Raw genomic sequence first — 16,711 nt, forward strand, 5'->3', positions numbered from 1 at the left:
GACATGATCGATCAACCAATGGAGTTTTTCAGAAATTTACCGACGAAAACTTGTGCGCACTGTGGGAAAGAAATTGATGAGCAACACGAAGCATACCATAACAAATGTGACGATTGCGTTCACGAAGAATAGTAGTTTGTGAACATAAAAAAACCTAGCAGACATAGTCTACTAGGCTAATAACATCTTATCCTTCATCGTTGAACCTTTCACCAAGAGCTCCAGTTCAAACTCATACAATTCTTTTTTTCGATAATTTTTCGTATGGATTTTATCCATCATCAGATCGACAACTTTTCGGGCCATTTCATCAATTGGCTGTTCAATTGTCGTAATACCTGGTTCTGTAATCTGCGATAATATTTGATTATCAAAACCGATAACAGCGAGATCCTCTGGAATGCTCCAGTTATGGTGCTTCGCCTCTGAGATAATTCCAGCTGCTACCTCATCGCCTCCTGCCAAAATCGCGGTAGGATTTTTTTTGTCCTTTAATACTTCATGGAATATTCGTTTTCCATCTTCCCAAGAGAAAGCGTTTTCAAGAAAGTCAATCGCTTCTACTTGGCGGCTCTTCTCAGTTATTGCACGTAAAAAGCCCATTTTTCGCTGCTGGCTAACTAATTTGGTTTCGTTACCACGGCAAAAAATAAGATTACGATATCCTTGATCTAACACATGCTTCGCAGCTATGTATGCTCCTTGCGCATGATCAAACTTCACTGTTGGAATATTTGCTTCCTCAATATATTCATTACACAACACGATTGGACCGTGCTGTAAGTATGGCTCTACATCTTCCCACGGATTTTCTAGTGAACATAGAATAATCCCATCTACTTGTTTCGTAGATAATAATTGTAAATACTCCATCTCTTTTTCCGGTAAATATCTTGTTTGACAAATAATCAGTTTATATTTATGTTCAGAAGCAGCAATCTCGATTGCTTCAATAAATCTACTGAAGAAAGGATTTGTAATCCTTGGAACTAGCACCGCAATTGTTTCCGTTTTTTGTTTACGAAGCCTTCTCGCCGCAGAATTAGGAACGAAGCCTAAATGCTTCATTGCTAATTGAACCCTTTTTTTCTTCTCATCTGAAACATATGGATGATTATTAATCACCCTAGAAACCGTTGTCCTTGATAACCCCGCTAATTTCGCCACGTCCTCTATAGTCGACACGAAATTCTCCCCCTTTGCATGAAAACGTTTTCTTAAATTGATTATATAGTATATTATTGGAAACTGCAATATCGGTTGTTATGATTTTACTATATTAATATTATACATAGGAAAAAGTCTGTTAATGCAGGGGCAATATACTACTTTTAGAAATTTACGTTATGTACATTCCTTTTCTTAATACCATATATCCTTTATTCAATATAAAACCCCATCAATACGTCATCTCCATATGATCCATCTTCATACTTTATTTGCTTTCGTTGTCTCCCTTCTTCTACAAAACCCATACGTTTGTACACTTTAATTGCCCGATCATTAACAGAAACTACACCTAAGCAAATTTTCTCTAAACCTTTCTGCCCTTTCGCCCAACTAATAAGAAATTCAATTAATTTCGTGCCGATGCCTTGATTACAATACGCCTCTTTAATCCCCATTCCCATTGTGCCTGCGTGTTGTAACCGTTCTAGTTCATATCGGTTGAAAATTAAAAATCCAACTACCTTCCTATCTACTTCATACACGATATAAAGATTACCTTTCTCATTACTTTTCCGTATCTTTTCTCTTTCTGCATTACTATCATTCGGTAACTTCTTTGGGGATACTATGAAAAATTTTGTAGTAGTTTCCGATAATATAATTTCTTTTCTAATATTCATAATTGCTTCTGCATCAGTCTCTTTTACTAACCGTATCATTGAATCACCTCGTACTTTTTCTTTTTAAAAATAATATTAAAACTATAAAACGCCCAATATGCAATATTACATATTGAGAATCTTTTTACTCTTGATACAATATTCATACATCAAAATAAAAGGAATGTATGCAATGAATCCAATATTAACAGCTGCAAAACAACTATTACATAAAGAAGAAAAGATTTTATCTACTTTAAAATGTTCACTTACTGGCTATATGATTACGCATAAAGTCCCATATCGTGGCATGTTACTTGCTACTAATAGAAGACTTCTCTTTTTTAGCCAATATAAAAACACATTCATTGCCGAATTTGATTATGAAAAAATATTATCCGTAGAAACGAAGAGAAGAATCTTTGACAAAAAAATAATATTTTACTATGAAGATGAATATATAACGCTTGGATACATTACAAGTTCGAATGTTGAAGCGTTCATAGACTTACTACAAAGAAACAGCAAGACTAGCACAGGCTTATAATCAGCGGGGATCCCCTCGCTGATTCATTATTTTAACTCCTCCCACTTCGTCCAAACTTCTCTCCCGTTTATACGGTACATATTATCCTCTCTATCCATAAACCTATGTACAATAAATTCACGTCTAATTGTACAAAAATCATCATGATATTGTTTTATGAATGTATTAATTTCTTTTTCTGTATATTGATTTTCAGCATTTAACTTGCTAACTAAATGCTCTAACAATACTAGTTTTTTCTTCTTTTGACCTGGAATCGATTTTAAACGATCCTCTTTATCGAAAAAGTTACGAATGGTCGTATCGCGGAATTTCATTTCACTTTCAGTCATTTTGTTATCCTCCATCACTTTTTTTCTTTATCTTTTCACTTAAAATATCAATAAAGTAATATCCACCCATTAACACATAATAGAACGTAAGTATTCCAAATGCATCTTTCATACTTGTATATACTTCTTTATCAAACAATATAGGTGAAAGGGCGTAAACAAGAAAGATTATTAGCGGATTTACGATAAAATAATAAGTAAGATTGCCTTTCATCATATCAACTCCTCTACCCTATGTTTCTCTGTAAATTGTTGTAATTCCTTTTCTTTCGTTTCTATAGCTTTTAGAAAGATTTATAGATGAACTAAGGAAAAGATGTGCCCTCTATTAAAATAAAAAAGCACCAAAAAGGTGCTTTTATCTACGCTTCAACCGATTGATTTTCAGCAACATTTTTAAATTGTCGTTTGTGCATCAAAGTTAAGGAAGCGATCGTTCCAAGTGATAATACAACGATAAAGATCATGAGCATTCCTATGTTTTGCCACATGAAGTCAAAGTCTCCACTCGATACGACTGCTTTCAATCCTGATACAGAGTATGTCATCGGTAACCAAGCATTGAATGGTTGTAAAAACTTCGGAATCAATTCTAGCGGGAATGTTCCGGCACTCGTTGTAAGCTGCATAATTAATGTGATGATGGCGATAAAACGGCCTGCATCACCGAATGCTGTTACTAAACATTGAATTAATGCGATAAATGCTAAACTTGTAATGATACTAAAGAGTATGAAGTATGGAATACTTTGTACTTCTACACCCAATCCGAACAGTAATATAACATCTGCTACTATCGCTTGAATAATACCGACTGATAGTAACACGCCGAACTTACTAATAAACCAACTAAATCCTGATTTCGGAACTCCAACTGTATCGCGTAATGGGTATACGATAGATAATAATAATGCCCCAACAAATAAACCGAGTGATAAGAAATACGGCGTAAATCCAGTTCCGTAGTTAGGAACTTCCGCCATTTTCTCTGTCTTCACTTTTACAGGACTTGCAAACATATCATACGTTTTATCTGTCCCTTTTACTTCCCCAGTTTTCTCTGCCCCTTCCCCAAGTTTCTCAGCAAGTTCACCTGAACCATCGTTTACTTTCACTAGTCCATCAGTTACTTTTCCTGAGCCGTCTGCTAGTTTATTTACACCGTCGATTAGCTGGGTTGAGCCAGTTGACATTTGGTTTAGACCACCATTTAGAGTACCTAAGCCAGTTGTTACTTGGCTTGAACCGTCTACTAATTGTGTTATTCCTCCTGACATTTGATTTGCTCCTACAGATAATGTACCTAAACCGCCTGTTACTTTACTCGAGCCATCTGCTAATTGATTTACTCCACCTGCCATTTGGTTTGCTCCTGCAGATAATTGACCTAGGCCGCCTGTTACTTGACTTGAGCCATCTGCTAATTGATGTACACCACCTGCCATTTGATTTGCTCCTGCAGATAATGCACCTAAACCGCCTGTTACTTGACCAGACCCATCTGCTAATTGATTTACTCCTGCAGATAATGTTCCTAAACCACCTGTTACTTGGCTTGAGCCATCTGCTAATTTCGTTACACCTACAGATAATGTCCCTAAACCGCCTGTTACTTGACCAGACCCATCTGCTAATTTGGATACTCCTACAGATAATGTTCCTAAACCGCCTGTTACTTGACCAGACCCATCTGCTAATTGATTTACTCCTGCAGATAATTGACCTAATCCTGCTGTCACTTTTCCAGAGCCACTTTGCAATTGCGTTACTCCATCAATTAATTGAACTGATCCATCTTTTAATTTATCGGCACCTATTTTTGCATTATCTAATCCCTCACCAAATCCATGAAACTTACTAACAAATTCATTTTGTGCGCTCGTTAGTTTCTCAATAGCACCTGCTAGAGTTTTTATCCCTGCTGGATTTGGTAAGTTTTTTTGCAACCCATTTGTTGTTTGATGTATTTCACCTTTTAATTGTTTCACTTCTTCATTTAATTTATTTGTTCCACCTGCTACTCCGGCAGCTTTTTGCTGAACTGTCGCTGTACTTTTTACAGCACTTGTTACGAATGGCTGTAACTGCTCTTGATATTCTTTTGGTAAACTTTCAATTTGCTTTTGTAAATTCGCTACCTCTTGTGCTGCATTTTTTGCATCTCCTGCTGTTGATTGTGTAAGTTCATTTAACTGATTTACATTCGCCCCAGCTCCATCTATTTTTTCATTTACTGTATTCAATATAGAAGGAACTTTCGACTGCATTTCCTCTAAGCCTGCAGCAGACTTTTGTACGTTACTATTTAACTCTTGCAATCCCTTTTGGATCGCTTGAGAACCTTCCTCTAATTGGCTTTGCCCTTCAACAAGTTTTCCCATACCATTTGATAGATCCGTTGTTCCTGTTTTTAATTCACCGGATTTACTTACTAATTTGTTCAAGCCACCGGTCACTTTCTCAGATCCATCACGCAACTCACCCGTTTTACTATTTAACGTATTTAAACCGTCTGTTACTTTGCCCGATCCGTCTACTAACTTCCCAATACCTGCATTGCTATTTAATGCATGTAAACCATCTGTTACTTTGCCTGATCCATCTACTAGTTTCCCAATACCTGCATTGCTATTTAATGCATGTAAACCATCTGTTACTTTGCCTGATCCATCTACTAATTTTCCGATACCTGCATTGCTATTTAATACGTGTAAACCATCTGTTACTTTGCCTGACCCATCTACTAATTTCCCTATACCTATCTGCATTTCACCTGTTTTGCTATTTAGTGTATTTAAACCATTTGTTACTTTGCCTGACCCATCTACTAATTTTCCGATACCTACCTGCATTTCACCTGTTTTACTATTTAGCGTATTTAAACCATTTGTTACTTTGCCTGACCCATCTACTAATTTTCCGATACCTACCTGCATTTCACCTGTTTTACTATTTAGCACATTTAAACCGTTTGTTACTTTGCCTGATCCATCTACTAATTTATTAGATCCATCTGCTAATTTCTGAACTCCATCCTTCATCTCCCCAGATTTCCCTTGAAGTGTATGAAGGCCATCCGTCACTTTACTTGAACCATCATGCAGCTCACTTGATCCGTCGTGTAGTTTATTTGCTCCTTCCGCCCCATCTGCTAATCCTTTTGAGACGTCTTGAATGGAATCAAACATTTTCTCTGCATATGTTTTCGTTAACGTGCTTGATACTTCAGTTTTAATCTTTTCAATGGCTGTTCCTCCAATTTGTGAAGATAAGAAGTTTAAGCTTTCGTTTGGAATGTACTCTAAGTTTAATGGCTTTGGATTGTCTTTTAGTAACGTTGTAGCGTTACTTGAGAAGTCATCTGGAATGCGCACTAACATGTAATACTTTCTAGCTTCCATTCCTTTCTTCGCTTCTTTTTCACTTACGAACTCCCATTTAAAACTTTTATTATCTTTTAAATTATCAACGAGCCCTTTTCCTACCTCAATTGATTTCCCATCAAATACTGCGCCTTTATCTAAATTGACTACTGCAACTGGTAAGTCATCTAACTGTTTATACGGATCCCAAAAGGCCCACAAAAACATCCCTGCATATAAAATCGGTACGAATAAGACCGCAATAATTGGAATTAATATTTTTTTACTTTTTATAATTTCCGTGAACTCTTTCCGAAGTAACTGATTCCCTTTCATAATTTCTCCCCCTTTTATAAAATGACCAAAATGTTCATATAGTCATTTTTACCCAAACAAAAAGGCTATACTTGTTCATACATATGCCTTATCCCCGAATTTATTACTATGCAACTTTTTCTTATTATGATTATAATTTTTCTATATCCCCCCTTAACTTAAATATATGACCGTATTGTTCATTTGGTCATTTTTTATAAAATTAAAAGGATTATCTTAGTTTGACAATCCTTTTAGTAAATAAAGTTCAAATAACTCTGCAATTTTTTCTTTTTCTAGCGGTTCGTGATTTTTTTCCCAATCAAAAATAAGCGATACATATAGACGAAGCATAATAAATGCTGTAATTTCTGGATCACATTTGCTAATTTCACCTTTTTCAATCGCAATCTTTAAATACGATTGAATAACAGAAACGATTTCCACATCAACTTGTTGCATCACTTCTTGTACTTCTTTCGTTCCCATATCGCGCTCTTCTTGAATTAATTTAATCATGAGCTGATGTTCTTTTCTAAATTCCAAGATGCTATATAATGCTCTATGTACATTTTCAAAAAATGAAACATCTGAACGAATTGCACTTTCTGCAACTTGCTTCATTTCTGTAATTAAATTAGAAATAATTTCACCAAATAGCTCTTCTTTATTTTTGAAAAAAGTATAAATCGTTCCTTTTCCTACATTCGCTAACTTCGCTACTTGATCCATCGTTGTTGCTTTATAACCGAACGCTGAAAAAGACTTTGTTGCAGCTTCAATAATAGAACGTTTTCGATCTATCGCCACATTGTCACCTCCAAAAATGACCAATTGGATAATATAGTCAATCAGTACATCTTTGATATTACCACACGCTTACATTCTATACAAGTTCTCTTTTTATTATTTCCAGTATAAAAAAATTTCAGTCAGTGTATATCATACTTTCCATAGTTTATCAGAAGAAAAGAGAAAAGGAAAAGATGTTCTAGAGATATACATCTTAAGAACACCTTTTTGCTATTTCAACATAGAAAGCATAATTTTCTCTAATTCTTCTTTATTTACATTCTTATCGAATACTGCTTCTCCTGGGTTCTCTAAACTATGATTAATAATAACGATTTGGTATGCACGATTTTTCCCTTTTGCTGGAACAATCATCTTCATACCTTGTAAATTCCTATCCGAGTTATGAGTCGCATAGAATATTTGATTACCTTCTAATTCGTACTGTTCAATATTTTCTTCTACAACAAATAAAGCATGGAACGGATCTTTACTTTCTCCAAATACTTGTGATTGATAAGTTGTATAGTTTCCTTTTCCGTTTGTATACTCTAATTCTATAATTAACTCGGGTCTTCTCTTAATAAAACAACTTACCTTTTCATCCTTTAGATCGTAGCCTTCAATTGTGTAAGTTGGCTTCTTAATTTGAAAATCTACATGTTCCTGCGCTTCCTTTACCGTGTAATTTAAAGATTCTTCCACTTTGTCATTAAACGGTTTTGATTGATCATAAAGTGCATATAATTTTTCACGATCAGCTTCTGTTAAACGTTCTTCCCTAAAAAATATTGACTCGTAGTCAGAATCTCTCGGAGCACCTTTTTTCTGTATATTAATAATTTCTTTATACAATTTTATGTACTGTTGGAACTCATCTGTTGTTAAAGCCTTTTCAGCTAAATATAAATAATCTGTCTTATTTTCATACACTCTTGCTGAATACCTATATTCTTTTTTTGCATTTTCTTCTGTACCAAACAGCATATCTACAGCATGTTGGAAAGCATCCTTTGACTGCTCTACTTTATCCTTTTGTTTTTCTTTCCCTTCCGTTGCACGTGCGTTGAATAAAGAAAGGGATGCTATAGCAACTATGACAATAACTCCAAGTAAAGAAAGACGATACGATTTCTTTTGGAATTTTTTAATCATAATGATTCTCCTTTTTAGTGTTCGTTTATTTCTACTTAAATTTGCTAGGCTTGGTACTTGATAGGAATAGTGTTCTAAAAGGGTAATAATTGTATGACCGTATGCAATTTGTTCCTCTTTATCTATAAAAGTAAGTGCATATGCATCACAGGCTAATTCTTGATCTTCTCGCATACAAAAATAGGCGTACCAAAGAATTGGATTGAACCAATTTAATAGGATTAAACTGTACATAATCCAATTTACAGCTACATCGTTTCTCTTAATATGAGCTAACTCATGGTAAAAGATATATTGTAATTGTTGTTCATTTAATACTTTCATATGTTTTTTTGATAGTAATACTTTCGGGCGAAAGAAACTAAAAACCGTTGGACTTGCAATCTTTCCTGCAAGACGTAATGAAACTGCCTTCTTCATTTTCATAGACTGCTTACAGCGATTAAACACTGTAGTGACCTGTTCGTCCGTAATATCCGGTTGTTTCTTTATGTAAGAATATAAACGTCTATTTGTAAGAAACGTGATGGCTGCTAATACAATTACCCCAGCTAGCCAAACATACAAAGCAAGTTTGTATAAAGAAAATGTAGTCTGTTTTTCCGAACTGACTTTTACTTCCGGTTCGCTAGTTTTTGTCACCATTTTAGAATTTGATTCCAATTCCACTTTTCGGTCGCTTTCTATGTTCACTATATTCTCAGTAGCCGGCATATTTTTTGGAATAACTTCCGATACGCTAGAACTATAAGAAAGTAATGAGTAAATGCTATAAGAGCTATCTGGCGACCACGGTAAAAGGAGTCTTATCATTAATACGATCCACAGCATATATTGCCACCGGGGGGTTAATTTATTTCTAAATAGAACTTTTATACATAAAATAAATCCGACTAATATGCTAGCCATAAGTGACGTTTCTATAAGCCAATCAAAAAAATGAGGAAGGTATACATTTATAAGCGTGTTTATCATTTTTATCGATCCTTCCTCTTATTCTCCTCTGTCTTCTCATCTAAAATGCGTTTTAATTCATTAATATCTTCTGAAGATAATTTCTCCTCTTTTAAGAAATTAACAAGTAATGGCTTAAACGCTGCACCGCAAAAACGTTTTAGTAAAGATTTCGTTTCCACTTGCAAATAATTATCTTGTGATACTAACGGGTAATAAGCGTACATACGCCCTTTATCTTGATGGTAAGAAACGGCTTCCTTTTGCACTAATCGATTAATTAATGTGCGGATTGTTTTCGGTTTCCAGTCCATTGCATCTTCCAGTTCTTCTATAATTTCATTCGCTGTTTGCGGAGAACTCGACCAAAGTACTTTCATAATTTCTAATTCCGCTTCAGATATTTTAGGTAATTGATTTGTCATCGTCTGTTTCACTCCTAAGTATTACATTTGTAATCTATAATTAAGATTACAAATGTAATACTTAATTGTCAACCATATTTTAGAAAAATTAATTTCAGCTAAACCTTACTTCACAACAACAAAATTCCTCTTTTTCAAATAATCAAATAAAAAAACAAGAAAATCTTTACAATTAATAGTAATATAGAAAATAGACAAGTTTATCAAAACAGTGGAGGCTTTTTCAGTCATGATGCGTGCACTTCGTTTAAATATAAAGCAAGCTTTTTGTAGTCGTATTTCTTTAATTATGATGCTTAGTGGATTCGTTCTTATTTGCATTTATCACTATTATTATGTAATTCGTTATTTAGGAAACGCGGCAAATGGTCCTATATCAACAGATTTAAAATGGATTGGATTTCGCGACAATGAAATGGATGTTTATTTATTATTAATGCCAGTTATTGCGAGTTTCCCCTTTAGTACAAGTTACAATTCGGATAAGTCCGATGGTTTTAAACCGTTTGTGAGTAAGGGGATTTCTATATTTCCTTATTCAGTATCGAAATATATCGTTACATTTTTTTGCGGAGGATTTCTTTATACACTTCCATTCATCTTATCGTTATTATTTTGCAAATTAACCATTCCAGACGGAACACCTACTGTTGGTTCAGGCATCATAAATGCTGATGGAATGTTCGCAAACCTATATTTTGATGCGCCTCTCACTTACATTGCTGTATATATCGGAATTAATTTTTTATTTGCAGGTTTAATGGCCCTTTTAGGACTTGCTGCATCTGTATGGTCACAAAAAGACTATATGGCAATTCTCTTTCCATTTGCAGCCGCCTCCATTCCGTACGTCCTGCTAAATACAATACTTCCTTCAATAGGCGGAGCACCTTTTCATTTATATGATCCGAAACAACCATTGCAAGGCATGTCACCATATATTTTAATGACGCAATGTGCTTTCTTCCTTTTCGTTAGCTTACTTATGTATATACAAGGAGTAAAGCGGGATAGAAAAAAATATAAAAGAAGACTGCAAAAAAGAGAGCGGTGTAGAAAAGCGTTTCAAGTATAATAAAACCCTAATTTCCTTACTATATTGGAAATTAGGGTTTATTTACTATTCGCTTATGGCGTACCTGCCAACCCCCATAAAATAACAACCGCTACAAAATAAATCGCTTTAATACCTACAACTAAACATAATGAAACAATTGCATATTTACTTAATTCTCTTCTTGCACCTATTAAAGTGAAAATAACCGCCAAACTAAATGTTATATAAGAAGCTGCTGTATGTATTAAGTTATACGTAATATCTAGATTGCTTGTAAGTCCTGTTATATCAGCTACAAACTGAAGCATGATGATCGTACTAAAAAAAATTGCAAACTGATTCATTACCTTTCCATTTATTTGTAACTGCATTGTTGTCCCCCTTATTAAAAACTAAATATTCAATCAACTTTATCATTAGATTACAAAAAAAGGAATAATCTCTTTATACTATTCTATAACGATGCAAAAAAAGAACGCTTAGTCACCTAAGCGTTCCTTTCTTTAAGAAGCTTTCTTCAAATCAATTTGAGCAAGTACTGGGTCATGGTCGCTTACACGTCCGTGCTCTTTCATTATGTTTGAGTTTAAGTGCACTGGATCTACAATTGTGTGCGGTGCGATGTTGTTTGTTACTAAAATATGATCTAACACTTGTGCATTTCCTTCGTGAATGTAAGTGTAACGATTCTCTTTCGGCACTGTGTTTAACATATCTTTTAAGATTGTTCCCTCTAGTGCTTTTAGTGGTTTAGAGAACTCGAAATCGTTCATATCACCTAACACGACAACTGGTGCATTCGTATTCTTTTTCTGAATTCCTTGCACGAAATGATTTACTTCTTGTGCTAACTGAATTCGTTTGTCTTCACTTTTTAATACGAGCGGCTGCACTTTTCCAAATGGCGTTGCATCTCCTAGTTTTGAGTTTAAGTGATTTGCAACGACAACAATGTTTTGTCCTTGGAACGTAAATTCTGCCGCTAACGGTTTACGTGTACTTTCAAATAATGGATTTTCGTCTCCAATACGAACAACATTTTTATCAAGTAACTTTGGTACCGTCGCTAATTTCAAGCGTGATGGATTATAGAAGAAGCCGACGCGAATATTCGCTCCTGGTGCTCCTCCGTCTTGATTATTGTTTGGAGCGATTTCTACATACTCATACTTCGGTCCACGAATTTCTAGAACTGCATCAATGATACGTTTTGCGCTTAATGACGCATCTGTTGTACCGTCATTAATTGATCCGTTATTATCTTGCATTTCCTCTACACCGATAATATCTGGCATTTTTAAGTTGTATTTAATAGAATACGCTAACGCTTTTACCTTTTCATCTGTTGTTTCTTTTTTATTCGCTGAGAAGTTTTCAATGTTATATGTAGCAACCGTTAACTTATCAAGACGTGGCTGAATATTTGCCCCTACTTGCTTAAATCCACCATCCACTACAGCTGGCAGTTCTGTTATTGGCGAAATACGGAAAGAACCGTAATCATATCCTACTACCCCTGTTATATCTCCAGTAAAAGTATCTCCTACTTTTGCTACATAATCGCGAGGTACTTTTACAGAAAGGCGCTCTGGGTTTAATTGATTTTCATCTAATAGAGGTGTGCCATATTGTGTTACTATTTTATCTCCACCATTTTTTACTGTTACATATAAATTTCCGTTTTTCTGAGGTGTAATAATTTTTGGTGTTGGCATCGTAACACGCATACCTTCTATACTTTCATAGAAGTCGATTGCATCTTCATTTGGATCAAATAAACCAAATGCATCATTATCAATAATCTGGTCCGGGATTTTCACACCGTTTTCCCCAAGTACAATCGGTGCTGGCAAAGATTGATCTTTTGCGATTACAGCAACGCGGCTCGCTTTAATTTCAGTCGTCGTTAAGTCTGTTTCAAATCGTTCTGCATATCCTGGTCCAACATATTCTTCTACTACTCCATCAACTTGAATAAGATCTCCTACTGCTACATTCGCATCTTTTTTATATACGTACATACCTTCTGAAGTAGCTGGATCATTATCTGGCTGATTATCTTCTATATAAAAGCCGTTTTTATCAAGCGCTGTGACAACGCCTTCCACATTGTTTACTTTCTTCCCGTTGTAAGGAGACATATGTGATTTCCCTTGAATGTCATGAATACGAACCTGTTCATTATTTACGATAATAAATGAAAATGTCGAAATTGCTGAAGGAGTAAGTCCTTCTTTTTCTGCGATTGCTTTCACTACACTATTTTCATTCACTATAATTTGTCCATTATAACGAACGGTTTTATTAGTAGGATTAGAGCCATCTAACGTATAGTAGATTGTTGCGCCTTCTGTATTCGTCGTTAATGTTACCGCTGTTCCTTTAGCAACTTCTCCGCCGTTCGGCGAAGCTACTACATCGCTAACACGATTTTGTCCTTCACCTTGAAACTTATAAGCTGTTACTGATTTTAGACCTGGGTTACTAAAATATAATTCAAGAGTCCCAGTCAAACTAACTTTCTTCCCGATATTTTCAGGGTGATCTTTTACATTCACTGCCGTTCTCACATCACCTTTTGGCAACTGAACGGGCATGATTTTGTCTGGATTCGTTTCGTTTGGCGAATCTGCAATTGCTACGTTTGTATCATCAAACTTAGCTGGATCCTTCGTATATTTAGAAGAACTTTGCGTATATCCAACAATATATCCTTCCACAATCCCCTTCGTTTTCCCTTGCTGCTTAAATACTTGAATTGCTTTTTCTACTGACATAGAAGCAGTTTCTTCTGCTTGCGCTAAAGTTCCAGTAAATGAAAGCAATAGCAAGAATGATAAAAAGACGCTTAACAATTTCTTCACAGCCATTTTCCTCTCCCTATTTCATATTTTCTCAGCATTTCTATCATAACAAATGATTCGTTATATAGAACTATTTTTCGACAAATTTTACAAAAGATTTATTTAATTTACAAGCTTTCAAACTATAATACAAAATAATAATTTTACACCTTCTACAAATACACTCTATAATGTTAGGGAGAGAAAACAGAAAATATCGACATTTAATTAGCATGTAAAATGGATTCATTTGAATAGGAGTGATTGGATGGAAGTGCAAACAGAAACATACCGCGCAGCTATGAATGGAACATTAGAACGTCATTTTTCAGATATGATTGCCGTTATACCAACTAGAATTACAATTGAGCAGTTAAAACAGCGACTAGAAACTATCGCTACTAAAGTTGATGAGTTAAAAATTGTTTATAGTGATGAGACAAGCCTTATTGTTGAATTACATATGGGTGAAACAGTCATACCGTATGAACTGCATATTGATGAACCGAACGATCCAGAAGGATATAAAATGTACAATAGACAAGATGCTACAATCGTAGATCGTAATTTTGAAGATGCAGCTTTCGGCACTGAAATTTTCACTCGTACGCTATTTGTAGGCGATGTACTGGACTGCTTTTTCCAGCAGTTACAGTTCTTATGGAATCTCGCCCCAGATTTGTTATTTGTAATCGATTCAAGTGCAGCAATGAAAGTGATATCTAGAAGCTATATTGAATATCACGTTGAAAATGAATTATTACCTGACATTCCTGACTTGTACGTTATTCATTCTGTTTATGAAGACGATAAAGATGATGAGCCTACGCAATATTGGTTTCATACACATGGTCTTTTAAGAGCAGGCGTAACTGAAATAGAGTTAATTATTCCAAATCGCATTTCTTCCTACTACGGCATTGGCGATCTCTTTCAAACATTTGCTAATAATGCCGTTGAGAATGGACAAGTCCCTATGAATGAGCCTATCGTTATCGCGCATAGTCAGCAAGGTTCTATACATACAGTCGCTGTTCCGTGGGAAAAAGGATTATCTTATATAGGGCATAAAACGAGTATGGACCAATTATCTTCAATCGAGGATGAAGAAGTGAAACTACAACCAATAAATGCACAAAATACATTCTTAGGCGGAATGGATGCCCGAGATGAATACCATCAATCTCCATCCGTTCTCTTATTCAAATTTAATACTTCAGAAGAATATATTGAAAGTTTTTTCAAAGAACACGAGGAAGCTACAGGGCTCATGTTCTATAAAACAAATAGTGAAACGGCTCGTATGGCTTACAATGCGAAAAATACTTTCGGGTATTTCAGCAACATTTTTCACATTGAACAATCAAATGAAGATTTTCGTTTCCTTGCTAAGTTTGGTGTCTCCTACGAAGAAGGAAAAAGTGAACATATGTGGTTTGAAATGCAAAACATTACGGAAGATTTCATTCAAGGAATACTCATTAATGAACCATATTTTATAGAAGATATGAGTGAAGGAAATAGTTATCATTTAGATTTTGATAACTTAACAGAGTGGGTTATTTATGCAGGAGATGCCGTTATAAAGCCAAATAACTTATATATGTTTATTGGCGAATAAGTATTTTATACAATAAACGAAACGCCTTCAATATAATTGAAGGCGTTTCGTTTATTGTGCGATTAATTCAGCATCTATTACTTTCTCCAAATGAGATAATACACGCTTTGCAGCTTCCTCACCTTGATTAATACAATCTGGAAGTCCAGCACCAGCATAGGAACTACCTGCCAAGTATATACCAGGCAACTCTTTCTCCATAAATGTTGTGAGCTTTTTCATTCGCTCGTTATGGCCTACAGTATATTGAGGCATCGCTTCTTTCCAGCGACTTACGATTGTAAACTCTGGATCCTCTGTAATATCCATCGTCTTTCGTAAATCTTCTAGTACGAGCTGAACGAGTTCTTCTTCAGTTTGTTCTACAACCGCTTCATCACCAGCACGTCCAACGTAACAGCGAAGGAGTGTTTTTCCTTCTGGCGTTGTATGTGGCCATTTTTTATGCGTCCACGTACATGCTGTAATGGTGTAATCGCTATTTCGTGATACGACAAATCCTGTACCATTAATATCGCGCTGGATTGCGGACTTTTGGAAAGCAAGTGCGACATTCGCAACGGATGTGGATGGAATATTACGGAAGAAACGAAACTGCTTGTACTGAGCAAACATGGACGGCAATACTTTATGCGAAGTTGCCACTACGATGGCGTCCGCTTCTATTTCTTTTCCGTTACTAAGAGTAATCGTATAACCATTACCCTGTTTTGCAACTTTTTCAATGCGAGTTCCCTTTATTATCGTACCTTCATGCATCTTTGCTTCGAGAGATTTTACGATAGATTCTAAACCTGTTTTCACTGTTTGGAAGATTCCTTTTTTCGGTTCAGCTTTCTCTTCTTTCGGAGCGAGCGTACGCATACCGAGTGAAATACTGCGATGTTTCTGCTCAATTTGATACATTTGCGGGAATGTTGACATTAAGCTCATTTCATCAATATCCCCTGCATAAATACCTGATAGTAACGGTTCTATTAAGTTTTCAACCACTTCGTTTCCGAGGCGATGTCTGAAAAATTGTCCGAGTGATTGGTCAGATACTGGCTTTGACCTCGGCATTAATAGATCAAAACCAGCTCTTAATTTACCAATTGGGGAGAACAGCCCGGAAAATAGAAACGGCGTAATTTGCGTTGGAATTCCCATCATTGATCCGCTCGGCATTTTATGTAACCGATTGTTTACGAGGATAAATGATTGACCGGCTTGATTATTTACAAGTTCATCGCCAAGACCTAATTCTTTCACTAATCTAGCTGCACTTTCTTTTCGTGCTAAGAAAGAATCCGGTCCGCGTTCAATTGTAAATCCATCTTTTCGAACGGTTTGAATTTTTCCGCCAAGTTTACCCGATGCTTCTATAAGTAATGTATCAATCGGCAAGTTTTTTTCATGAATATTTTTTTGTAAATTATACATTGTTGTTAATCCAGTGATGCCTCCGCCGACGATCACAACTTTTTTCCTCAAGCAGGC

15 protein-coding genes are annotated in these 16,711 nt (G+C 35.5%); 4 read left to right on the forward strand and 11 right to left on the reverse strand.

Annotated elements, in window-relative coordinates; genetic code table 11:
• Window positions 1-3: 3 nt before the first annotated feature.
• Entirely contained in the window at window positions 4-132 is a 129-nt protein-coding gene (gene yhfH / locus OXT04_RS16670; protein WP_000567010.1) for a protein YhfH, read from the forward strand.
• Between the two features lie 39 nt (window positions 133-171).
• On the opposite strand, the gene OXT04_RS16675 is transcribed toward yhfH, so the two are convergent.
• Together OXT04_RS16675 and OXT04_RS16680 are read right to left on the reverse strand one after the other, a co-directional pair.
• The gene (locus OXT04_RS16675) at window positions 172-1,185 is read right to left on the reverse strand and encodes a LacI family DNA-binding transcriptional regulator (protein WP_000103711.1); all 1,014 of its coding nucleotides are present in this window, start codon (window positions 1,183-1,185) and stop codon (window positions 172-174) included.
• 194 nt (window positions 1,186-1,379) lie between these two features.
• A complete protein-coding gene (locus OXT04_RS16680; RefSeq protein ID WP_061660105.1) occupies window positions 1,380-1,889 on the reverse strand; it encodes a GNAT family N-acetyltransferase in 510 nt (169 codons plus the stop codon).
• Between the two features lie 133 nt (window positions 1,890-2,022).
• On the opposite strand from OXT04_RS16680, the gene OXT04_RS16685 reads away from it, so the two are divergent.
• Window positions 2,023-2,376 (forward strand): PH domain-containing protein, encoded by a 354-nt coding sequence (locus tag OXT04_RS16685; RefSeq protein WP_001068222.1) that lies wholly within the window; start codon window positions 2,023-2,025, stop codon window positions 2,374-2,376.
• 26 nt (window positions 2,377-2,402) lie between these two features.
• Here the strand turns inward: OXT04_RS16685 and OXT04_RS16690 are convergent, their stop codons facing one another.
• The 6 genes from OXT04_RS16690 to OXT04_RS16715 form a co-directional block, all read right to left on the reverse strand.
• A complete protein-coding gene (locus OXT04_RS16690) occupies window positions 2,403-2,708 on the reverse strand; it encodes a DUF2087 domain-containing protein (protein WP_000140298.1) in 306 nt (101 codons plus the stop codon).
• A gap of 4 nt (window positions 2,709-2,712) precedes the next feature.
• Window positions 2,713-2,925, reverse strand: coding sequence for a hypothetical protein (locus tag OXT04_RS16695; protein WP_001986098.1), 213 nt, complete (start codon window positions 2,923-2,925; stop codon window positions 2,713-2,715).
• A gap of 145 nt (window positions 2,926-3,070) precedes the next feature.
• Complete coding sequence (locus OXT04_RS16700; RefSeq protein ID WP_267416072.1) at window positions 3,071-6,406, reverse strand: YhgE/Pip family protein; 3,336 nt, start codon at window positions 6,404-6,406, stop codon at window positions 3,071-3,073.
• A gap of 216 nt (window positions 6,407-6,622) precedes the next feature.
• Complete coding sequence (locus OXT04_RS16705) at window positions 6,623-7,195, reverse strand: TetR/AcrR family transcriptional regulator (RefSeq protein ID WP_000963381.1); 573 nt, start codon at window positions 7,193-7,195, stop codon at window positions 6,623-6,625.
• 213 nt (window positions 7,196-7,408) lie between these two features.
• Entirely contained in the window at window positions 7,409-9,307 is a 1,899-nt protein-coding gene (locus tag OXT04_RS16710; RefSeq protein ID WP_097822133.1) for a M56 family metallopeptidase, read from the reverse strand.
• 2 nt (window positions 9,308-9,309) lie between these two features.
• Window positions 9,310-9,711, reverse strand: coding sequence for a BlaI/MecI/CopY family transcriptional regulator (locus OXT04_RS16715; protein ID WP_000184509.1), 402 nt, complete (start codon window positions 9,709-9,711; stop codon window positions 9,310-9,312).
• A 229-nt stretch (window positions 9,712-9,940) separates the two neighbouring features.
• On the opposite strand from OXT04_RS16715, the gene OXT04_RS16720 reads away from it, so the two are divergent.
• Window positions 9,941-10,786, forward strand: coding sequence for a hypothetical protein (locus tag OXT04_RS16720; RefSeq protein ID WP_097822134.1), 846 nt, complete (start codon window positions 9,941-9,943; stop codon window positions 10,784-10,786).
• A gap of 53 nt (window positions 10,787-10,839) precedes the next feature.
• Here OXT04_RS16720 and OXT04_RS16725 read toward each other — a convergent pair whose 3' ends face one another.
• Together OXT04_RS16725 and OXT04_RS16730 are read right to left on the reverse strand one after the other, a co-directional pair.
• Entirely contained in the window at window positions 10,840-11,139 is a 300-nt protein-coding gene (locus OXT04_RS16725) for a hypothetical protein (RefSeq protein WP_001176844.1), read from the reverse strand.
• A 132-nt stretch (window positions 11,140-11,271) separates the two neighbouring features.
• Window positions 11,272-13,638: a DUF6359 domain-containing protein gene (locus OXT04_RS16730; protein WP_267416078.1), complete on the reverse strand. Its 2,367-nt coding sequence runs from the start codon at window positions 13,636-13,638 to the stop codon at window positions 11,272-11,274.
• A gap of 241 nt (window positions 13,639-13,879) precedes the next feature.
• Here OXT04_RS16730 and OXT04_RS16735 point away from each other — a divergent pair, with 241 nt between their 5' ends.
• Window positions 13,880-15,232, forward strand: coding sequence for a DUF4026 domain-containing protein (locus tag OXT04_RS16735; protein WP_267416080.1), 1,353 nt, complete (start codon window positions 13,880-13,882; stop codon window positions 15,230-15,232).
• A gap of 51 nt (window positions 15,233-15,283) precedes the next feature.
• Here OXT04_RS16735 and hemY read toward each other — a convergent pair whose 3' ends face one another.
• Entirely contained in the window at window positions 15,284-16,705 is a 1,422-nt protein-coding gene (gene hemY, locus OXT04_RS16740) for a protoporphyrinogen oxidase (RefSeq protein ID WP_267416082.1), read from the reverse strand.
• Window positions 16,706-16,711 lie beyond the last annotated feature (6 nt).

It is taken from the genome of Bacillus sp. GC_Bacil_1 (assembly GCF_026540675.1).
GTDB classification, from domain to species: domain Bacteria; phylum Bacillota; class Bacilli; order Bacillales; family Bacillaceae_G; genus Bacillus_A; species Bacillus_A cereus.